The 18,634-nt window shown below is 58.6% G+C and carries 27 protein-coding genes; 21 read left to right on the plus strand and 6 right to left on the minus strand.

From position 1 onward, the window contains the following. Positions 1-14: 14 nt before the first annotated feature. From ABH944_RS23535 to ABH944_RS23560, 6 genes are all read right to left on the minus strand, one after another. Complete coding sequence (locus ABH944_RS23535) at positions 15-407, minus strand: hypothetical protein (protein ID WP_404609757.1); 393 nt, start codon at positions 405-407, stop codon at positions 15-17. Positions 408-578: 171 nt separating this feature from the next. After that, entirely contained in the window at positions 579-947 is a 369-nt protein-coding gene (locus ABH944_RS23540; protein WP_404609756.1) for a hypothetical protein, read from the minus strand. A 1-nt stretch (position 948) separates the two neighbouring features. Beyond that, positions 949-1,290 (minus strand): hypothetical protein, encoded by a 342-nt coding sequence (locus ABH944_RS23545; RefSeq protein WP_404609755.1) that lies wholly within the window; start codon positions 1,288-1,290, stop codon positions 949-951. Between the two features lie 90 nt (positions 1,291-1,380). Then, positions 1,381-1,521 (minus strand): hypothetical protein, encoded by a 141-nt coding sequence (locus ABH944_RS23550; protein ID WP_404609754.1) that lies wholly within the window; start codon positions 1,519-1,521, stop codon positions 1,381-1,383. A gap of 2 nt (positions 1,522-1,523) precedes the next feature. Then, a complete protein-coding gene (locus ABH944_RS23555) occupies positions 1,524-2,258 on the minus strand; it encodes a pentapeptide repeat-containing protein (RefSeq protein ID WP_404609753.1) in 735 nt (244 codons plus the stop codon). Between the two features lie 431 nt (positions 2,259-2,689). Beyond that, positions 2,690-3,442, minus strand: coding sequence for an XRE family transcriptional regulator (locus ABH944_RS23560; RefSeq protein ID WP_404609752.1), 753 nt, complete (start codon positions 3,440-3,442; stop codon positions 2,690-2,692). 79 nt (positions 3,443-3,521) lie between these two features. On the opposite strand from ABH944_RS23560, the gene ABH944_RS23565 reads away from it, so the two are divergent. From ABH944_RS23565 to ABH944_RS23665, 21 genes are all read left to right on the plus strand, one after another. Continuing rightward, positions 3,522-3,746: a helix-turn-helix domain-containing protein gene (locus tag ABH944_RS23565; RefSeq protein ID WP_404609751.1), complete on the plus strand. Its 225-nt coding sequence runs from the start codon at positions 3,522-3,524 to the stop codon at positions 3,744-3,746. Positions 3,747-3,810: 64 nt separating this feature from the next. Continuing rightward, a complete protein-coding gene (locus tag ABH944_RS23570; protein WP_404609750.1) occupies positions 3,811-4,110 on the plus strand; it encodes a helix-turn-helix domain-containing protein in 300 nt (99 codons plus the stop codon). 11 nt (positions 4,111-4,121) lie between these two features. After that, positions 4,122-5,090, plus strand: a complete 969-nt coding sequence (locus ABH944_RS23575; RefSeq protein ID WP_404609749.1) for a DUF1376 domain-containing protein — start codon at positions 4,122-4,124, stop codon at positions 5,088-5,090. After that, positions 5,032-5,691: a hypothetical protein gene (locus tag ABH944_RS23580; RefSeq protein ID WP_404609748.1), complete on the plus strand. Its 660-nt coding sequence runs from the start codon at positions 5,032-5,034 to the stop codon at positions 5,689-5,691. Before ABH944_RS23575 ends, ABH944_RS23580 begins: the two co-directional genes overlap by 59 nt. A gap of 256 nt (positions 5,692-5,947) precedes the next feature. Further along, entirely contained in the window at positions 5,948-6,148 is a 201-nt protein-coding gene (locus ABH944_RS23585; RefSeq protein ID WP_404609747.1) for a hypothetical protein, read from the plus strand. Beyond that, the gene (locus ABH944_RS23590) at positions 6,145-6,690 is read left to right on the plus strand and encodes a RuvC family protein (protein ID WP_404609746.1); all 546 of its coding nucleotides are present in this window, start codon (positions 6,145-6,147) and stop codon (positions 6,688-6,690) included. The genes ABH944_RS23585 and ABH944_RS23590 overlap by 4 nt, the downstream gene beginning before the upstream one ends. Positions 6,691-6,715: 25 nt before the next feature. After that, positions 6,716-6,940, plus strand: a complete 225-nt coding sequence (locus ABH944_RS23595) for an Acb2/Tad1 domain-containing protein (protein ID WP_404609745.1) — start codon at positions 6,716-6,718, stop codon at positions 6,938-6,940. A 77-nt stretch (positions 6,941-7,017) separates the two neighbouring features. Next, positions 7,018-7,212, plus strand: coding sequence for a hypothetical protein (locus ABH944_RS23600; protein ID WP_404609744.1), 195 nt, complete (start codon positions 7,018-7,020; stop codon positions 7,210-7,212). After that, a complete protein-coding gene (locus ABH944_RS23605) occupies positions 7,209-7,523 on the plus strand; it encodes a hypothetical protein (RefSeq protein WP_404609743.1) in 315 nt (104 codons plus the stop codon). The genes ABH944_RS23600 and ABH944_RS23605 overlap by 4 nt, the downstream gene beginning before the upstream one ends. Further along, the gene (locus ABH944_RS23610; protein ID WP_404609742.1) at positions 7,520-7,768 is read left to right on the plus strand and encodes a hypothetical protein; all 249 of its coding nucleotides are present in this window, start codon (positions 7,520-7,522) and stop codon (positions 7,766-7,768) included. Before ABH944_RS23605 ends, ABH944_RS23610 begins: the two co-directional genes overlap by 4 nt. A gap of 47 nt (positions 7,769-7,815) precedes the next feature. Then, complete coding sequence (locus ABH944_RS23615; RefSeq protein WP_404609741.1) at positions 7,816-7,992, plus strand: ribosome modulation factor; 177 nt, start codon at positions 7,816-7,818, stop codon at positions 7,990-7,992. Next, positions 7,985-8,839 carry a hypothetical protein gene (locus ABH944_RS23620; RefSeq protein WP_404609740.1) on the plus strand — a complete coding sequence of 285 codons (855 nt, stop codon included), beginning with the start codon at positions 7,985-7,987 and terminating at the stop codon, positions 8,837-8,839. Before ABH944_RS23615 ends, ABH944_RS23620 begins: the two co-directional genes overlap by 8 nt. A 3-nt stretch (positions 8,840-8,842) precedes the next feature. Beyond that, complete coding sequence (locus ABH944_RS23625) at positions 8,843-9,244, plus strand: terminase small subunit-like protein (RefSeq protein ID WP_404609739.1); 402 nt, start codon at positions 8,843-8,845, stop codon at positions 9,242-9,244. A gap of 42 nt (positions 9,245-9,286) precedes the next feature. After that, positions 9,287-10,753 (plus strand): hypothetical protein, encoded by a 1,467-nt coding sequence (locus tag ABH944_RS23630; RefSeq protein ID WP_404609738.1) that lies wholly within the window; start codon positions 9,287-9,289, stop codon positions 10,751-10,753. Positions 10,754-10,788: 35 nt separating this feature from the next. Continuing rightward, positions 10,789-12,375: a glycosyl hydrolase family 28-related protein gene (locus ABH944_RS23635; RefSeq protein ID WP_404609737.1), complete on the plus strand. Its 1,587-nt coding sequence runs from the start codon at positions 10,789-10,791 to the stop codon at positions 12,373-12,375. 7 nt (positions 12,376-12,382) lie between these two features. After that, on the plus strand, positions 12,383-13,186 hold the full coding sequence (locus tag ABH944_RS23640) for a hypothetical protein (protein ID WP_404609736.1): 804 nt from the start codon (positions 12,383-12,385) through the stop codon (positions 13,184-13,186). Positions 13,187-13,196: 10 nt separating this feature from the next. Continuing rightward, positions 13,197-13,472: a hypothetical protein gene (locus tag ABH944_RS23645; RefSeq protein WP_404609735.1), complete on the plus strand. Its 276-nt coding sequence runs from the start codon at positions 13,197-13,199 to the stop codon at positions 13,470-13,472. A 2-nt stretch (positions 13,473-13,474) separates the two neighbouring features. Continuing rightward, the gene (locus ABH944_RS23650; RefSeq protein WP_404609734.1) at positions 13,475-15,721 is read left to right on the plus strand and encodes a flotillin family protein; all 2,247 of its coding nucleotides are present in this window, start codon (positions 13,475-13,477) and stop codon (positions 15,719-15,721) included. Between the two features lie 187 nt (positions 15,722-15,908). Next, a complete protein-coding gene (locus ABH944_RS23655; protein WP_404609733.1) occupies positions 15,909-16,292 on the plus strand; it encodes an FmdB family zinc ribbon protein in 384 nt (127 codons plus the stop codon). 296 nt (positions 16,293-16,588) lie between these two features. Next, the gene (locus ABH944_RS23660; protein ID WP_404609732.1) at positions 16,589-17,620 is read left to right on the plus strand and encodes a hypothetical protein; all 1,032 of its coding nucleotides are present in this window, start codon (positions 16,589-16,591) and stop codon (positions 17,618-17,620) included. 18 nt (positions 17,621-17,638) lie between these two features. Then, positions 17,639-18,628 carry a phage major capsid protein gene (locus ABH944_RS23665; RefSeq protein WP_404609731.1) on the plus strand — a complete coding sequence of 330 codons (990 nt, stop codon included), beginning with the start codon at positions 17,639-17,641 and terminating at the stop codon, positions 18,626-18,628. The last annotated feature ends 6 nt before the right edge of the window (positions 18,629-18,634 follow it).

Below are 18,634 nucleotides of genomic sequence, written 5' to 3' on the forward strand. Positions count from 1 at the left end.
GGCGTCGAATATTTTCATGACCGGATTTCTCCAAAAAATGCTGCATCTTGCCAATGCCGAAACGGCTTGATCTCGCGAGCCGCCTTGCGCAAGCGCTCAGCGATTTCATATTCAGCGAACTCTTCGCGCGTCATCTGCGGATTCTTTATGCGCTTGATCTGGCTGGGAGGGCGATGACCATGTGGGAATGGCGCATCCGGCTCAGTTCCAAGCTCATAGCGCCGTTCCTTTCGCGTCGGGCTGCGCATGTCGTAGCTGTGCACGCGGATGCCGTGCTCAAACTTGCGCAGGATGCCGATGTGATATGTGACAGCCTTCGCCGTCATATGCAATTCGGCACCGATCTGGCGAGCGGTTAGCGGGCTCTTCGCCTGCAAAACACCTTTGATATCGTCGATGCGGCTCATATCGCACTCCACAAGATGATTGACGCGAACACTGACAAGCAAGCCGCGATGAACAGAAGATCGAATTTCAATTGCTTACGCGTGTACATCACATCCCCCGAACGGCACAGATAACGAAAGCGAAGCCCAGCGACACGCACCAGACGATGAAGTAGGCGATCAGGCCGCGCATCAGTGACAGTCGCCCGTCTTGATAGCGTCGAGCGTCTTGAACTCTTCTCGCGCTTGGCGAAGCGAATCGGATAGCAGCGCGGCGATCACATATGTTTCGAGGACAAGCGCGAAGCTGTCGGAATGCTGCAGCATCGCTTGCCGGATTCCCTTAATGCACATCGGGTACGTGCTCAACGTTTCCATCGCAAGCGCCATGTCTTCGTCGGTCAGGTTCTTGAAGCGCGCAAGGTTGATCTCGTCGGCGCGAGCATTGAGCAGACAGGCGCGTTCTTCGCGCTGGTGCTGCGCTTCGTCGGCTTCGGCTTGCTCGCGGTCAAAGACGGCCTCTCCGAGCCGGGTAACACCAATTGGGGTGATTGCGCCCATGTCAGGCTCCTATGGCTTTTTTAACTGCGGCACACGCTTGTGCATGAATTTCATCCACCTTTGCACGCGTTTTCTTTCGCATACCGACATTAATTTCAAGCGCTTCCCATTCGCCGAGCACTTCAACATCGTTCTGAATGCGAAGGAGTTTTTGCAGCGCTTCGAGCAGATCAGGTGCGGCGGCGATCAGGCATGCGTTTGCCGCCTCCTGCTCGCTATCTCCGAATGCTTCCGAATAGACGCGCGCGATCAACGTCTTGGCCGCGACTGCCGAGTGCGGCAGACCGGCTTGCGGAATGCGACCATGATTCGTCCACGGCCCCGCCGTATGCGTTGTCGTCATCACTCTCTCCAAAGAATCATCAACAGCATCCCCGCTGCGGTGAACACGCAGCAGGCCAAGAACAGGGCGTCGCAGAAGTCGAGGGCCATGTCAGCACCACACCACTTGCGCAAGCATGTCCACGGTGCGCGAATACTTGCCGTTGATCGTCTCGACATACGCATGCGAGAAAGGCTCGATCTGGATGTGCGCCATTCGCTTGATCGCGTAGAGGTAGTCGCTGTAGAACATGACTACTCCCCAGCGCTCGCTTGAGCGGGCGCGAAAGCAGCGCGTTGCGTGGCCAGCCATTCTTCGGCCCAGCCCAATGCGATCGCTGAAACCCGATTCGTTTCCGGCGTGTCGCCTTTTTTGATGTTCATGAAAAGCCGCTCAGCCGGGCGCGATGCATCGGGCGCAATAGTGCGATAGTCGATGCCCCGCGTATTCGCGATCGTGCCCACAAGGCAGGCACACGGCCCTTCGTAGGTCGAGCCATCAACGCGGCCCTCTTTGAGCGCTGCGATAAGCGCCGGCACTTCGAGCGGGGCGCGCGAGATGACTTCGATGAAATCAGCTTTGATTGGCAGCAGGTCCGCGCCACGCAGGTCCGCGTCACGCAGGTCCGCGTCACGCAGGTTCGCGCCACTCAGGTACGCGCCACGCAGGTCCGCGCCACTCAGGTCCGCGTCACGCAGGTCCGCGTCACGCAGGTCCGCGTCACGCAGGTTCGCGCCACTCAGGTACGCGCCACGCAGGTTCGCGCCACTCAGGTACGCGCCACGCAGGTTCGCGTCACGCAGGTCCGCGTCACGCAGGTTCGCGCCACTCAGGTACGCGCCACGCAGGTTCGCGCCACTCAGGTACGCGCCACGCAGGTTCGCTTTTGCCTCGACTGCGGCTTGCACCGTGAGGCACATTGTGTTGTCTTCAACGTCGTGCGAGAACAGGACCTCGAGCGACCAGCGGTGTTTGATTTTGATTAGCATTTCGGTGCCTCACGTGTTGGGGTGGTGAGGTAATCTTATGCGACAGTGAATAGGATGTCAATACAGCAATGAATAATTTTTGACGTAAAAAAGCCCCGACCAGCGGCGGGGCTATTCATGCATCAATTGTTCATCTTTCTATGACGGCTGCTTGCACTCCACGACCATGGACCGTCCGAGTGTGGTTCCACCCGCAAATCCCGACGATCCTCCGCCGAACACCGCGGCGCTCTCCGCGGAACTCTGGAGGATGTTGTATCCCCGGGTGCCGCACAGATCACCAGCTTTTTCCAGACAGGTGCCCCAGCTCCGCGCCAACCCTGAGCAATTGAGCGAATACGCCGGTTTGCCGTCCGCGCCGTATGTCGTCGAAGACGAGGCGCATGCTGAAAGAAGGGCGCAAGCGCCCAGGGCTATCATTGTTTTCATTTTTACCCCGCTCGATAGATAACCCGGCCCACCACTTGCACGAGTTCTATCATCTCGCGCGGCACGGTCTTGTCGGGATATTTAGGATTGTAAGAATGCAGCACGACTGCGCCCCCGACTTGCTTGAAAATCTGCTTTACCAGTGATTCGCCTTCGAAAAACACCGCGTACCGCTCTCCGTCTACCACGTTGATAGAAGCCGTGTCGATCAGGAAAACGTCCCGGTCTGACAGATATGGCTCCATGCTGTCCCCTCTCGCCTCAAGCAACCGGCAGTCCTTCGGATTCGCGTCGTTATTCCGAAAAACGGTCACGTTGATTGGGAGCGCATTCTTTTGCTGCACTTCCCATTGAATCACGCCTGCCCCCGCCGAAAAATGGTAGCTGAACTTGTCGATCCAAACTCTGCTCTCGTCAGACTTTAGATCGGCCTCAGTTTCCCACACTTCGACGCCCGTCTTACCGCTAGACAGAAGCGGATTTTGGGCACTATTTGCTAATTTGGTTACTGGCAAAGTGCCGTCAGAAAGCCATGTGAACCCGACGGACAAGGCTTCGGACAGTTTTCTTAGGGTTTCTACGTCCGGTGTCGGTGTTTTCCCTTTGAGTATCCGATTGATAGTCGGTTGAGGAACGCCAGAAGCGCGACTGAGCGCGCTCTGGTTACTCCCGAATCCGCGAAGTTGCATAGCCTCGTCGAGGCGCGTAGCGATATCCATCACACGAATATACGTCCCCGAATAGCTCTGATTCAAGTTGCTATCCACCTTTGTATTGACTATGCTATTCATTGTCGTATAGACTCATGATTAGTTGAATAACCTTGGATCGGACATGGACAACCAAACGCCTAGCGATCTCCTCGTCGAGATCAAAACTCACACGCAACTGAGCGAGGTCGCCCTGGCTGCGCTCCTTGGCATTTCCCAGCCGACCGTGAACCGCATCCTCAAGAACCAGCCTGGGTGCTCGTCGAAATCGCTCATGGCGATTCAGCGAGCCCATGCGGACATGAAGAGCGGGAAGCTTCGACCGGCGGAACAGCCGGCTGCGGCATAACCGCAACAATAAAGATGCCGCGGTGCACAAGCACTCCCGGCTTTTTGACTACGGGTGAACCCTAATGAATGCGCCGCAATCCTCTAACCGCCGGCCAAGCCTGGAGCACGCTTTGCGCGATGCGATTCGTGATCCTGAGCGCCAAGCGTTGATCCTCGAAGCCACGGGCTGGGATCGGTCCATGTTGTCGAAGATCACATCGGGACAGACTGGCATCACGATCGACAAGCTCGACGCCGTAGTAGGCGCCCTGGGCCATTCGCTGGTCACTCGCCGCTATCTCGATGCCATCGCAACATTGTGCGAAGTCGGGGCGTCATGCGAGTGCGCGCGGGCCGGAATGGGCGAGTGTGGATTGCGGTAACGGAGCCGTCCTTGAACTTCTACAAACACCACATTGGCGACTTCGACCAAGCGACGCGGCACCTGTCGTTTATCGAAGATGCGGCCTATTGCCGAATGATTCGGAAGTACTACGCCGAAGAAAAAGTTTTGCCGGTGGACGTGAAGAAGATAGAACGGCTCATTGGCGCGCGCACGAAAGAAGAGCGCGAGGCCGTCGCTGTCGTTCTGGATGAATTCTTCGTGCTTGAGGACGACGGTTGGCATAACAAACGGTGCGACGAAGAATTGGCTGAAGCACAGGAATCCGTCTCCGAACGCGACGAGAAGAAAGCCAATGAGCGGGAGCGCCAGAAACGCCACCGGGCCGAGCGCAAGGGGCTTTTCGAGAAACTTCGCGCTTTGGATATCGTACCCGCGTACGACACGTCAACCGAGACGTTGCGTGCTCTCCTGTCACAGCGTACGAATAATCCTGTCACGCGTGACGGATCAGAAAATGTCACGCGTGAATATGAATCCGGTAACGCACATGTCACGCGTACGGCCACGGCTAACCAGACTCCAGACTCCAGACTCCAGACTCCAGACTTAAAAGCAGCGGCGGCAAGTACGGACGTTAGTGGTCCACCGAATGCGCGACCCGCCGAACTCTCCGCCGCAATGCGCCGCAACTCCATCGAATCGCAACCCGGTGACCCTCGCGTCATCGCTGCTGCCGAAGCCGGCGTCTCTGTCGCCACCGTCGAAGCTGCATGCGCCGAAGCAAAAGCGTCCGACCCGAACGGGCGCATCAAGCCCGGATTCGTTCTCGCCATTGCTGAGCGCTGGACGGCGGACGCGAAAAAGCCCCGCGCTCAAGCCCGTGCCTCGCCGCTGCGCTCTGCGAACCACCACGACGAACGCGCCCACACCATCGCAGTGCTGACCGGCAGGAGCCGAGATGACAACCAACCCGACGAGCCTTTCACCATCGACGCACCAGCCACCCGCATCGGATGACTGGCCGCAGAACGCCGTACCGCGCAAGTGGATCGAAAAGCTGTTCTCGCAGATGTCCGCGTACTGGGGCTCGCGCTTCGCGGACGCCTGGCGCGGAACGGAATTGCTCGACGTGCAAAAGGCGTGGGGTGTGCAGCTGCAAAAGCTCTCGAGCAAGGAGTGGAACGCTGGCGTTAAGGCGCTGATCAACCAGAAATTCCCGCCGACGCTCCCGGAGTTCTTCGCGCTGTGCAAGCAATCGCGGCTCATCGAAGCGTCATGCGAAGCGCCGCTGCAGCTCATCGACCAGACCAAGGCCACGCCCGAAATCGTCGAAGCGAATCTCGCACGCATGCATCAAATCCTCGCACCCATGCGTGCGCCGAAGGAGCAGACGGCCGAATGGGCCTACAAGCTCTTGCTGCGCGGCACGTCGGCATCTGGCAAGCCGCTGCCCTACGAGGTCATCCGCTGCGCGTCTGACGCGATCTCATCGAGCGCTGGCAAGCAGGTCGTCGAGGATTGTGACGATCCCGACCTCAAGGAGACGTACGAGGAAATCCGCGTCGGCGTGCTCATCGGCTACGAGAACGCAGGACGCAAACCTTGGGAGACGATATGAACTGCAAACCTGGGGATTTGGCTTCTATCGTCGGCGGCCTAAGCAATCCTAGCCCTAACATCGGTCGCGTTGTCGAAGTTATTCGATTGGAAGTGGTGGATGCCGTTATCGGACCCGTATGGAATTGTAAATCTAGCCAGCCTCTGCAAACGGTCCATGGGCTTAAAGACGACTTTCATGTACGCGACGCGTGGCTGCGCCCGATCGGTGGCGTCCCTATCCACGATGAAGTAACTGAAGACCTCCAGGAGCCAGCATGACCACCACTTCCCACGCGCCCGCGCGCGCGACCGACCTTGAATCCCGCGCTCTCTCCATGCTCACCGACGACCAAGTTGTGCAGTCGTTCATCCGCTCGGTTGGCGTTAGGCACGGTGCTGCTGTGCTGCCGTCGCTGCATGACCGGCTCGGCGTCGAGGATTACGTGGCGCTGATCTTTGCGAGGTGTCCGGCATGATCGTCATCGGCATAGACCCGGGCCTGACGGGCGCAATCGCATTCATCGACACCATGGACGGCCGCGTGCACGTCGAGGACATGCCGACCATCGCCATTCCCGAGGCTGGCCCGAAGACCACGATCAAGACCGAAGTTGATGTGATCTGGCTGAACGAAGTCATCCAAGAATGGATTCCTCCTGGCGCTATTGCGTTCATGGAACACACGAGCAGCGTGGGACAAGTCGGCCAGGAGCAAGCGAAGTTATCGCTCGCTGCTGGGAAGGCCTCCTGCTTGGCCGTGCTACGCCTCGCTGGTGTGACAGTGCATCGCGTGACGCCGGTCGCTTGGAAGCGCTTTTATGGCATCAAGGAGCCGATGCCGGGGAGCAAGGGACTGAGCCAGAAGAAGCAGGCACTCAGGCTCGCACGCGACCTGTACGGCGTCGAATACCTGAAGCTTGAGAAGCACCACAACCGCGCTGATGCGCTTCTGATAGCTCGATGGGCTCTGCGCAAGATCGTTGAGCCGGAAGCGATTGCTGATCCGCTTGACGTTTAACCGTAGCACCCACCAGGAGAAGGAAATGGATAACCAGCACAAGCAGATCAAGGGCTATCGCGACCTCTCGCAGCATGAGATCGACTTGATGAACCATGTCAAAAACGAAGCGGCAGCTGTCGGCATTCTGTTCGATGGCCTTGAGGCTGCCGAAGGGATCGATAAACGTTGGCTCGCGATCGCTAAGACTGACCTGCAGAAAGGCTTTATGGCACTCGTTCGCAGCATTGCTCAGCCCACCACGTTCTGACTTCTCAGGCGCACGCTCGGTCCACCGATGGTGGCGATTGACGCACGAAACGCGTCATCAACTCACCGGGGATCACCATGCATCGCGACGATAAGCAAGCAGAAGCCGTGCGCCTAGCGCGCGATCTCTGTCGCAAGGATTGGCGATTAGCGCGTATTCGAGTGATGGTCGAGCGCGGAGACCCCGTCGCGGCCCTTGCAGTTCGCCGACTAACCAGGGCGATTGTTGAGACCGTCGATGAAATGGCACGCCGCATCTGGGACATCGTATGAGACCACGCAAACACAAGCTCGCTCTCTCGCTCGACACGCTGCGGGACCACATGTCGCCGGGCCGCTCCTACACCGCTGCGATCCTCGCGTGCGTATTCGACGGCTCACCCGCTGCCATTGCGCAGATGCTAGAGACGCTCACAGCGTCCGGCGAGGTACGCAGCATGATCGCCTACCGGGAGACTCGGCCAGAGCGTCGTAGGTACTGGATTGCGCCTCCTAAGCGCATGACGCACGCCGAGCGCACCGAATTGCGCGGATATGACCTGATGCGGTTCCCACGTTTAGCCATGGAGGCTAGGAAAGCATGATCGGATTTTCAGGGCTGCGTGGCCCTAACGCGCAAGAAATTCGCTTCATGTGCCATGTCTGGGGCCAGCGCCCACACCTAGACGTGATTCACGGCTCGTGGCGCTGCGTAGGACAGTTCACCTATGGCTATGGGCGAACGCACGACGAAGCTTATCGGAACTGGCTCGCGCTTCTTCCGCATAACCAGGGCCGACAACTGCATAACCAGATGCCAGGCATGCCGGCGGGTTGGTATCGCCGCTAGTTTTCCCGCTGCCTATGCTTTCCCGCATCCACCGGGAGGGAATAGGCATGCTGAGCCGCGACGAGATCGAGACGCTGATGCGCGAGGGTGCAGAAGCATTCGAGAACGGCATGGGGCGCCAGAACTGCCCCTATCGCCTGCTCAGTGCCCAATTCGCCACGTGGATGCGTGGCTATCAAAACGCGGCGTATGGCGCCGCACAACTGGAGAAGCACCATGTCTGATCCCGTAGCGGAAGCAGCGGCGGCACTCGCAGCGCGGCAGGCCGAACCCAGCCTGATCGACGAGATCAAGGACGGCATGCACGACCTGGCAGAGAAGGTGGAGCATCTGATCCATCCGGAGGCTGATGCGGGAAACGCTGGATCCCCCGTTGCGGAGACGACATCTGCTACGGGGGCTATTACCTCTGCTCAGCCTGCAGTAGAAGCGTCTGGAAGCGTTGCCTTGGTGCCTTCAGCATCTATCGAGGCTGCAGAGAACCGGTCAGATGAAGCCCCAAACGTCTCGGATTCGAGCACTGGCACGCTGCCCGAATCGAAGCCGAGTGCGATTACTTCGACTGTCCAGACTGCGGAGACGATTCCGACCTCTGCGATTGTGGCCTCGACGGAGACGACTGAACTCCCAAACGCTGTCTCGGGTGCGGCCGAATCTACAACCGTCACGGCCTCTGCACCGCCTGCCTCTGGAAATGGCGAAACATCGTCCATCGGCGCAAGTTCAGGTGAAGACCCAAACGCTGGCGGCACCACAGCTACGGCTACTGTGGATTCTGCCGTGACTGCCACGCCGACATCGAACTCTGCGTCCCGGCAGGGTGGACAGAGCACGACATTGGAGCTGGCGCAAGCGTCTTCACGCGTGATTGATAGTCCGCTTCATGTGCGGATAGCCGCCCATCTTGAGGCCATTTACAGCTTGGCGAAGACGGCCCCGGTTGCCGCAGTGGCCGACACCAGCACGCTCAAGGCTCACGTCGGCGACATCCTGCACCGCATCAGCAACGGCATGCAGGTCACCGAGGGCGAACTCGTGCAGAAGCTCGAAGCGCTCTATCGGATGCTGTGAGCCATGGTCGCATCGATCTTTACGCAGGTTCTCTTCGACAAAATCTGCGATCAACTCGCGGACGGGAAGAGCTTGCGTGAAATCTGCGAAAAGAAGGGCATGCCGAACCGCAAAACCTTCCATGTGTGGTGCAAGAACTCGCAGGAACTGAAGGCGCAGTACGACGAAGCTTGCCTCGATCGCGAGGATGCCATTTTCGATGACATTCTGTACATCGGAGATACCGCGAAAGACTCGAAGCTTGGCAAGTTGGCAATGGACGCGAAGCAATGGACCCTTGCTCGCATGAATCGCAAGAAATACGGTAACCACATCACCGAAGAGATGGTAGGTGCCAATGGAGGCCCGATCCAGATCGAGCGCGTGCGACTCAACATGGCGCCGGTCGAGGAGTTGCCGGAATGAACGACGAGCGCGACCACTTCGACGAGCGCCTGGGGGGCAGCCGTGGGCGTCGCCGGTGAGATCATCCTCCCGCACAACTGGACTCCGCGCATCTACCAAGGCCGGTTGTGGAACGCCATGCTCAGTGGCAAGAAACGCGCGATTGACATAGCGCATCGGCGCTGGGGCAAGGATGAGGTCTGTCTGCACTGGACGGCGATGGCCGCCCATGACCGGATTGCAACCTACTGGCACATGCTGCCACAGGCGTCACAGGCTCGCAAAGCCATCTGGGAAGCGATCAACCCGCATACCGGCAAGCGGCGCATAGACGAAGCCTTCCCGCTCGAAATTCGCAAGAGCACGCGCGAAAACGACATGATGATCAAGCTGCGTTGCGGTTCGACGTGGCAAGTCATCGGCTCTGACAACTTCAATTCGCTCGTGGGTTCTCCGCCAGCGGGCACCGTGTTTTCAGAGTGGGCACTGTGCAATCCTGCCGCGTGGGCCTATTTGAAGCCGATTCTCGATGAAAACGATGGCTGGGCGATGTTCATCACGACGCCGCGCGGCAAGAATCACGCACATGCCATGCTCAAGATGGCGCAGGCCAACCCGAAGTGGTTCGCCGAAGTCTCCAACGTCCTGAAGACTGGCCGATTCTCGCGTGCTGATCTCGACGAGCAGCGCGCAGAGTATGTCGCCATGTACGGCGAGGACCAGGGCGGTGCGATGTTCGAGCAGGAGCTGATGTGTAGCTTTGATGCTGCAATCCTCGGTGCGTACTACGGCAAGGAAATGGCCGATGCGGAGCGCGAGGAGCGTATTTGCCGTGTTGCGCACGATCCATCTCTGCCAGTCTTCACCGCGTGGGATATCGGCCGCACGGACGACACGGCGATATGGTTCTTTCAGGTCGCGTGGGGCGAAATCCGCGTCATCGACTTCTACAAGGCCAACGGCAAGGACCCGATTCACTATGCCGAGATGTGCCATGGCCGCAAGATCGAAGTCAGTGAATACGGCCTCAATGGTAAGCCCGTGAAATGGGCGTTTGGTGCTCCGATTCCCGAAGCTGCTCACCGCATTGCCTATCGGTACGGCACGCACTGGCTGCCCCATGACGCCCGCCCCAAGTCATTCGCCTCGCCGCGCTCAGGTCTTGAACAACTGCGTGATTTCGATATCAAGGCCAAGATCACGCCGAGCCTGAGCGTGCAGGATGGCATTCAGGCAGCGCGCGCGACGCTCGCTCACTGCTGGTTCGACGCTGATCGGTGCTCGCATGGCATCGAATCTCTCAAGACCTATCGCCGGGAGTGGGATGAGGATAAGAAAATCTTCACAGATAGCCCGGTGCACGACTGGACCTCGCACGCGAGCGATGCATTCCGCTATCTCTCACTCATATGGCGCAATCCCGAGTCTGAGAAGCCGGTTGAGAAGCCGCGCTTCCTGCACGATATGACAGCCAACGAAGTGTTCTGGCCGAAGCAGGGCGATACGGCACCCACTCGGGAGCGCATCTGATGTGGGGCCAAGCCGACCTCCAAAAGCTCGTGCAGATGCTCGCTTATCTGGGCATCGTGGGGCCGGGCGCGTACCCTCCACACTCTGTGGTGCTCGGGAATGGCACGTACGCTCTGCCTGGCGCCGCGGGGACAATTCTGGGATCGAACGGAGCATCTGCCGATCCGTCGTTTGAATCGCTCGCAGCGCTCGGCATTCAGCCCGCTCTCGGTTATACGCCGGCTCATTCTGGCGCGAATAGCGATATCACTTCCCTCAGCGCGCTCTCTACAGCGCTCTCGATTGGGCAAGGCGGCACGGGCCAGACAACCGCTGCAGCTGCACTTGCGGCGCTCGGCGGTCAACCGGCCGGCACCTATGCGCCACTGCCATTGCCCGCCAATTCGGTCGGGTCTTCGCAACTGGTGAACGGCTCCATCGCCGATATTGATGTCTCCGCCACTGCCGCAATTCAATCAAGCAAACTCTCTTATACGCTCGGCGTAACAGGCGGCGTCGCGCGCGCGGTGAATCTGCGTCTCGATGACTGGATCAGCGCGATAGGCGCTGGCGTGACAGGTAATGGCAGCACTGATGATTCCGGGACGCTTCAAAACGTTCTAAATAACTCACCCGCTGGCTCCATTGTTTGGTTGCCGCCCCTCACGTATCGCATCGCGTCCGGAATAACGGTCCCTCCAGGAAAGGCTCTGGTGGGGCTGTCTTTGGGAGGCTCGACCGCCCAAAATACTTCCATTTTGATGGCTGACCTTGGCGTAGCGGTGCCGGTCACCATTGATGGCGGAGCCGCGTCGGGTGCATGCGCCTTGATGGCGGTCACCGTCACAAGAGCAGCGGGCACCATTCCCGCTGGTTCAATCGGCGTAGTGGTGCAGAACACTAACGAATCCATCCTTCAAGATGTTTATTCGCTTCGGGCATCGATCGGATACAGCATCGCCGGTGCTTCCCAAACGAATCTGGGAGTGAGGCTTTTGCGTTGCCTCAGTTCGCAGATCACTGACGCGCACGCTGTCATCAGTAATTCAGTCGAGACGACTTTCGATTCGTGCAGGTTCGGAAGAAATGGTGGCGCCGACGTGGCGTGCAATGCTTTCGTTCGGATTAGCGGCCCGACTGTGGATACCGTTAGGTTCCCGAACTCGCAATTTAACCAATCGGGCGCAAACGCGAACTACGTCATTCAGTTCGTCGGGTATGCAGGCAATCCGAACGGCATTTTCACATTCTCCGAATGTCATATGGAGACGTGGAACGGCGTTGTGAATTGTGATGCGACCAGCACTCCGACGCGGCTTAGATTTATTGCATGCACGATCAATGGGTCTGGTCCGATCTATAGCGGGCCCGCTGCAGCGCTTACGGAATTCATGCTGACCGGCAATAACATCAACGGTGGCGGCACATTGACGCTGGATCAGCATGTGCAATCTGTATTGAGCGGCAACCAGATTGATTCAACCATTCTCGTCAACGCAGGAAGCCAAGTCATTGTCGGGAATTCATTTGCGGGCGCTGTGACGCTGCAGGGGGCTGCGGTGAAAACTATTTTCGTAGGCAATGCGGTCGGCTCATTGACCAACACGATGACCGGCACGTTTGCCGTCGCCAATAACGCTTGAGGAAATTATGAAACGCTTTCTGATTGGAATATCCGCGGCGCTGCTTTCGATAGCTGCGTTTGGCACCACGCTCAATCCGGTGCAATTGCTCAATCCGACCGGGTCTACGAGCGGGCAAACGATCGTCTCGACCGGTGCGAGCACGGCGCCGGGGTGGGGGAATGTGCCGGTGGCGAACGTCACTGGTGCGGCACCGAGCGCTTCACCAACGTTCACCGGCACAGTAACTATTCCGACTGCGGCCACATCGAGCAATACGACGGTCGCGGCGTCTACAGCATTCGTGCAAAACAACTTCACGAACCCGAGCTTCCCCTACGGCGGCGGTACTCCGTTGGGCGTGTTTGCAACCACGATAAGCGCGACCGGCCTAATTTCTCCGACGAGCACGGTCGGCATCAAAGGCACCGCTGCGGCCGACAATGCGCAGGCTGGCAGCGTCGGAGAATATCTAACCGCTACCGGTACGGCAACCAGCCTGACGTCTGCGACGACGACTGCGACCGTCAGTTTGTCGCTTACGGCAGGAGATTGGGACGTTTCTTCCACGCAGATAATCGCCCCTGCTGGCACCACGACAACGTCAGTTGTCTACGCTGGCACGAGTCTGTCGGCAACCACCCTTGGCGGCACGGGTTCGAACAACCAAATATCCCCCAATACTGGAGCGGGCCTTGGAAACACGGTATCTAGTCCTGTCGTAAGAGTGAATGTCTCCACGACTACTACTGTTTATGGAACCGTCAACGTTGGGTTCGGAGTCTCGACATTGACATCTACCGGTTTTATCCGCGCTCGTCGCGTTCGCTAAAGGGAAAATCATGAACCACAACACAGCAGGCTTCAGCTACAAGCAGTTCAGCGCCAGCGCCAATATGTGCGTCGGCGACGGCATCATGGCTGGCATCTTCGTCAGTTCCACGACCGCTGGCACGGTGACAGTCTATGACGACGCGGCGACCGGCACCACGACCAAGATCGTCGATACGGTCACGCTCGCGGTTGGCTGGAATCCGATGCCCTTTGCCTTCTCAAAGGGTCTCAATATCGTCGTGGGCGGCACGCTGTCGGCTACCCTCGGTTACATTCCGGGCTGATCATGACCGAAGCGCGCGCGCAGGGCGATACCGAACTCTCGACGGACAATACCGTCACCCGATGGGTGAAGGAGATCGAGCTTTACGAAGCCAAGGCCGAGCAGTGGGAGACGAAATCGAAGAAGATCCTGCGTCGGTACAAGGATGAGCGCAACGCGCGCGAGACCAAGGAATCGCGGTACAACATCCTCTGGTCGAATATTCAGACGCTGCTTCCTGCGCTCTATTCGAAGAATCCGAAGCCTGACTTTCAGCGCCGCTTTCTCGATGCCGATCCGGTCGGGCGTGTGACTTGCCAAGTGCTTGAGCGTGCTACGAGTTTCACGCTGGATAAGGAAGACTTCTTCCTGACCGCTCGCCAGTGTGTGACCGATCGGCTGCTGCCGGGGCGCGGTACGGTATGGGTGCGCTACGTGCCGCACTTCGCAGATGCTGAGGACGACCAGCAGGGCGAGCAGATCGGCAATGAAGGCGTCGAGATCGACGACGACGCGAACGCCAATCAAGCCGAGGATCCGCCGATCGAATCCTCCGATGGCGAGCGTATCGATGATGTCGAATACGAAGAGATCGATATCGATTACGTGCACTGGTCGGACTTCGGCCATACGATCGCGCGTACATGGCAGGAAGTGCGCGCGGTATGGCGCATCTGCTATCTGACGAAGGCAGAATTGATCGCGCGCTTCGGGGAAGAGAAGGGCAGCAAAGTGCCACTCGACTACAAGCCGGAAGACCTGAAGGGGCAAGAGGTCACCGAGTATCAGCAGAAAGCGCGCATCTATGAAATCTGGGACAAGACCACCAAAAAGGCCATGTGGCTGAGCCGTGGTTTCCTTGGCGAACTGCTCGACGAGCGGGCGGATATGCTGGGTCTTGAAGGCTTCTTCCCGTGCCCGCGTCCGATGCTGCCGAATCACGCGAACGATACGGTGATACCGGTTCCCGACTACGCGATGTATCAGGATCAGGCGAACGAGCTTGACGACCTGACCACGCGCGCCAAGCTGCTGTCCGATGCCCTGCGTGTGGCGGGTGTCTACGATTCGAGCATCCCCGGCCTGCAACAGATCCTCGCTGGCGGCTATGACAACAAGCTGGTGCCGGTCGATGCATGGGCCGCATTCGCTGAAAAGGGTGGGCTCAAGGGCGGCGTCGAGCTGCTGCCGATGGACATGATCGCGACCACGCTGCTGTCGATCTATGAGACGCGCGACAAGGTCAAACAGGACCTGTACGAGATCACCGGATTGGCTGACATCATCCGCGGCTCGACCGATCCGGACGAGACCTACGGCGCGCAGAAGATCAAATCCAATTGGGCGTCCATCCGCCTTGTTGACATGCAGGCCGAGGTTCAACGGTTCGCTCGAGACGTGGTGGTGCTGATCGCGGAAGTGCTCTCCAACCAGTTCGACATCAAGACGCTGGCCGAGATATCCGGCTATCCACTGATGACCGCGCAGGAAAAGCAGATCGCGCAGATGATCGTTCAGATGGGCGGCCAGCTGCCTGACGACATGGAGAAGCCGTTCACGGAGCCGACGTGGGAAGAAGTCGATAAGTTGCTGCGTGATTCCAATATGCGTCATTTCCGGCTCGATATCGAGACCGACTCGACGCTGAAGATGGACCAGAACCAGGAGAAATCTGATCGCACGGAGTTCCTGACCGCGATTGGTGGTTTCCTGAAGTCAGCGGAGGGCGCAGATCCGGTGCTAATGCCGCTGCTCGGCCAGATGCTCATGTTCGCGGTGCGTGCGTTCCCGGTTGGCAAGCAGATGGAATCCTGCCTGCAAGAGACGGTCGACGCGCTCGAGAAGAAAGCCAAGCAGGCGCAGGACAATCCGCCGCCGCCCAATCCCGATCAGGTTAAAGCAAACGCGCAGATTCAAATTGCCGACGCAAAGAATCAGAGCGACATGCAGCAGAACTTGGCGGAGATTCAGGCGCGCGAGAGGGCTCAAATTGCCGATCGATCGGCGCAAGCGCAAGCAGATGAAGCCGACCGACGCGCCCAAGCAATGGCAGATCAATTTGAGTTCCGGCTGAAAGCGCAACTTGAGCAAGCCAAATCAGAGCGCGAAGAGGCGGCGAAGGCTCAGCAGGCTCAATTCGACGGGATGCTCAAGATTATCCTTGCGAAATTGGATGCCGCGACGAAGATCGAAACTGCGGAGATTGCAGCCGGTGCTCAACTCGACGCCGCCGAGATCAGCGCGGCCAATGCGGCAACCTCGGGGGAGTGATGAAGCACCGGATAGTTGTCGGATCTTTTCACAGCCCAAAATGCCCTTCATGCGGGTCGGTCATGTGGATGGAGTACTCCAAAGACGGAGAGAAGATTTTCTTGTCTTGCAGATACCCGCTTCCGTGCGAAATGAAGGATAAGAAGCTGAGCGTGCCAATTCAGTACATTGAAGCCGAGGAGGAATAATGCCGCTCTACACCTTCAAATGCCCGGCGTGCGAGCGCACCGAAAGCGCCTTCCGCAAAATTGACGCGCGCGATCTCATGCCGCCTCTATGCAGCTGCGAGGAAGCGATCGCACCGTTCAAGATCGGGATGGAGCGCATCATCGAAGCCCCCATGGTCGCCCCCGATATTGGCGCCTATCAGGCCGTCGCCGTCGATGTCGCCACCGGCAAGCCGCCCGTGATCAATAGCCGCAGTTCGCACCGCGAGTTCCTGAAGCGCAACGGTTATCAGGAAGTGGGCAATGAGCGCATCGGCCGCAAGCCCGGCGAGGTGCGCGGTGATTTCAATCTGCGCAAGGAACTGACAGAAGCCACGCGCGAAGTCTTGGGGAAACGAAAATGATGGGTGCATTCCTTCCGCGCTTGGTCGCGCTGCTGCATCAAACCGAAGCGCGGGCCGCGCAGCAACGCGCCGCACAGATGGCACAAGCCGCGCAGCATCCTCCGGCGATGGGCGCTCCGCCAGGATCTCCTGCGCCCGGTCTGCCGCATCCGATGCCTCCTCAGCCCATGCAGCCCCAAGGAATGGCGCCAGCGCCCCAAGGAATGCTTCCGCAAGGCATGCCACCGCACTGACCGCATTGCGGCGTAATTTGCCGCTGCCTAGCATCTCCTGCATATAAATCTGCGGGGTTCAAGATGCCAGGCGAAAACAGTCAGGTCGAAACGGGCGAAGTCGTCGAACAACCGGCAGAGCTATCGCTGCGCGAGGAGTTGGTAAAGAACCTTGCGGACCTGAAGAGCGATCCGGTTGACCCGCCGATCGAAGCGCCTGTTGAAAAGACCGTCACCGCGACGCCGACTGAGCCGAAGACCGGCGATGCGCCTGTCTCCAAGACCGCTCCGACCGAAGTAACGCCGCCTGTTGAATCGAAAGCCAAGGTCCCGCAATCGTGGTCCGCGACTGAAAAAGCGCACTGGGACAAGATCCCCGCCGAAGTCCAGGCTGTGATTGCTCGCCGCGAGGAAGAAGCGCACCGCGGCATCACGGCGCTCGGGCAGGACGCATCGCTTGGCAAGCAGTTGAAAGAGGTCATCTCCCCCTATCTCCCGATGATCCGCGCAGAAGGTGGCACAGAAGCCGGCGCAGTTCGGGATCTTCTCCAAACAGCCTATATCCTGCGTACCGGTAACCCGACGCAAAAGGTCGACGTGCTGCGGCATGTCGCCGGACTGTATGGAGTGGATTTAGCAGTCGCTGCGCAAACGGTGCAGCAAGTCGACCCTCAGGTGCATCAGCTTCAAACGAAGATTGCACAGCTTGAGGGCCGGTTTGTCAGTGCCGAGCAGCAGCAACATCAGCAAGTACAGGGGCAGGCGCAATCCATCATCGAAACCTTCGCTGCGGACCCGAAAAACGAGTTCTACGAACAGGTGAAGCCAGTCATGGCTCAGCTCCTGGTCGGCGGAATCGCCAAGGATATGCAAGAGGCTTACGACATGGCGTGCCATGCAGCACCTGATGTTCGTTCCACAATTCTCACCCGCCAGACGGCGGATGCAGAGGCGAAGCGGGCAGCCGAGGCGAAAGCCAAAGCTGATGCAAAGCGTAGGGCAGCAGGATCGATCAGCGGATCACCGGCCGGAACTGTTTCGACCACGACCACCGCGAATCAGGACCTCTCTCTGCGCGATGAATTGCGGCAAGCAATGCGAGCCGTAACCTCGTAACCCTCTGGGAGTCACATCATGGCCCTGCAAAATCCGTCCTCTACCCTGACGGAAATTGTCACGACCACGCTTCGCAATCGCACCGGGAAGCTGGCCGACAACATCACGAAGAACAACGCTCTGTTGTTCCGCCTCCGCAAACGCGGCAATGTCAAAACCGTATCGGGTGGACGGACGATTGTCCAAGAACTCGAATACGCTGAAAACGGCACGTTCAAGCGCTACAGCGGTTATGAAGCGCTGAACATTTCGCCCTCCGACGTGTTCACCGGTGCCGAGTTCAACTACGCGCAAGCAGCCGTTGCCGTGTCGATCTCGGGTCTGGAGCAGCTTCAGAACACGGGCGAAGAAGCGATCATCGACCTGCTCGAGTCGCGCATCAAGAACGCCGAGCGCACGCTGGTGAACAACATCGCGCTCGATTGCTACTCGGACGGCACGGCTGATGGCGGCCGGCAGATCGGTGGCCTGGCGTTGCTGGTTTCCACGACTCCGACGACCGGCGTGGTGGGCGGCATCGACGCATCGACGACTGTCGGTACGTTCTGGCGCAACACGAAGTTCTCGGGTGTGACGGACGGCGGTAGCGCGACTACCTCTGCCAACATCCAGTCGTACATGAACCGCGTGTACGTGCAACAGGTTCGCCAGACGGACAAGCCGGACCTAATCATTGCCGATAACAACTACTTCCGGATGTATCTGGAATCGTTGCAGGCTATCCAGCGCATTACCTCGAATGAAATGGGCGAAGCGGGCTTTGACTCGCTGAAGTACATGAATTCGGACGTGGTGCTCGACGGTGGTTTCGGCGGCGGCGCACCGGCGAACCAGATGTATTTCCTGAACACGGATTACATCTTCTTCCGCCCGCACGTGGATCGCAATTTCGCCCCGATTGGTGACGATCGGTACGCCGTCAACCAGGACGCGATGGTCAAACTTGTCGGTTTCGCCGGCAACATGACTGTTTCCAATCGCCGTCTGCAAGCCGTCTTTTTGGCATAAGGAGAG

The sequence above is a fragment of the Caballeronia udeis genome (assembly GCF_044909315.1).
GTDB lineage: Bacteria > Pseudomonadota > Gammaproteobacteria > Burkholderiales > Burkholderiaceae > Caballeronia > Caballeronia udeis_A.

Bases quoted from the DNA above. Each gene is read 5' to 3' on its own strand.
- ABH944_RS23585 (WP_404609747.1), top strand. From the start codon at position 5,948: ATGACCACCACTTCCCACGCGCCCGCGCGCGCGACCGACCTTGAATCC.
- ABH944_RS23605 (WP_404609743.1), top strand. From the start codon at position 7,209: ATGAGACCACGCAAACACAAGCTCGCTCTCTCGCTCGACACGCTGCGG.
- ABH944_RS23550 (WP_404609754.1), bottom strand. From the start codon at position 1,521: ATGTTCTACAGCGACTACCTCTACGCGATCAAGCGAATGGCGCACATC.
- ABH944_RS23650 (WP_404609734.1), top strand. From the start codon at position 13,475: ATGACCGAAGCGCGCGCGCAGGGCGATACCGAACTCTCGACGGACAAT.
- ABH944_RS23645 (WP_404609735.1), top strand. From the start codon at position 13,197: ATGAACCACAACACAGCAGGCTTCAGCTACAAGCAGTTCAGCGCCAGC.
- ABH944_RS23640 (WP_404609736.1), top strand. From the start codon at position 12,383: ATGAAACGCTTTCTGATTGGAATATCCGCGGCGCTGCTTTCGATAGCT.
- ABH944_RS23545 (WP_404609755.1), bottom strand. From the start codon at position 1,290: ATGACGACAACGCATACGGCGGGGCCGTGGACGAATCATGGTCGCATT.
- ABH944_RS23570 (WP_404609750.1), top strand. From the start codon at position 3,811: ATGAATGCGCCGCAATCCTCTAACCGCCGGCCAAGCCTGGAGCACGCT.
- ABH944_RS23565 (WP_404609751.1), top strand. From the start codon at position 3,522: ATGGACAACCAAACGCCTAGCGATCTCCTCGTCGAGATCAAAACTCAC.
- ABH944_RS23600 (WP_404609744.1), top strand. From the start codon at position 7,018: ATGCATCGCGACGATAAGCAAGCAGAAGCCGTGCGCCTAGCGCGCGAT.
- ABH944_RS23655 (WP_404609733.1), top strand. From the start codon at position 15,909: ATGCCGCTCTACACCTTCAAATGCCCGGCGTGCGAGCGCACCGAAAGC.
- ABH944_RS23590 (WP_404609746.1), top strand. From the start codon at position 6,145: ATGATCGTCATCGGCATAGACCCGGGCCTGACGGGCGCAATCGCATTC.
- ABH944_RS23615 (WP_404609741.1), top strand. From the start codon at position 7,816: ATGCTGAGCCGCGACGAGATCGAGACGCTGATGCGCGAGGGTGCAGAA.
- ABH944_RS23665 (WP_404609731.1), top strand. From the start codon at position 17,639: ATGGCCCTGCAAAATCCGTCCTCTACCCTGACGGAAATTGTCACGACC.
- ABH944_RS23540 (WP_404609756.1), bottom strand. From the start codon at position 947: ATGGGCGCAATCACCCCAATTGGTGTTACCCGGCTCGGAGAGGCCGTC.
- ABH944_RS23625 (WP_404609739.1), top strand. From the start codon at position 8,843: ATGGTCGCATCGATCTTTACGCAGGTTCTCTTCGACAAAATCTGCGAT.
- ABH944_RS23635 (WP_404609737.1), top strand. From the start codon at position 10,789: ATGCTCGCTTATCTGGGCATCGTGGGGCCGGGCGCGTACCCTCCACAC.
- ABH944_RS23580 (WP_404609748.1), top strand. From the start codon at position 5,032: ATGACAACCAACCCGACGAGCCTTTCACCATCGACGCACCAGCCACCC.
- ABH944_RS23535 (WP_404609757.1), bottom strand. From the start codon at position 407: ATGAGCCGCATCGACGATATCAAAGGTGTTTTGCAGGCGAAGAGCCCG.
- ABH944_RS23660 (WP_404609732.1), top strand. From the start codon at position 16,589: ATGCCAGGCGAAAACAGTCAGGTCGAAACGGGCGAAGTCGTCGAACAA.
- ABH944_RS23620 (WP_404609740.1), top strand. From the start codon at position 7,985: ATGTCTGATCCCGTAGCGGAAGCAGCGGCGGCACTCGCAGCGCGGCAG.
- ABH944_RS23610 (WP_404609742.1), top strand. From the start codon at position 7,520: ATGATCGGATTTTCAGGGCTGCGTGGCCCTAACGCGCAAGAAATTCGC.
- ABH944_RS23555 (WP_404609753.1), bottom strand. From the start codon at position 2,258: ATGCTAATCAAAATCAAACACCGCTGGTCGCTCGAGGTCCTGTTCTCG.
- ABH944_RS23595 (WP_404609745.1), top strand. From the start codon at position 6,716: ATGGATAACCAGCACAAGCAGATCAAGGGCTATCGCGACCTCTCGCAG.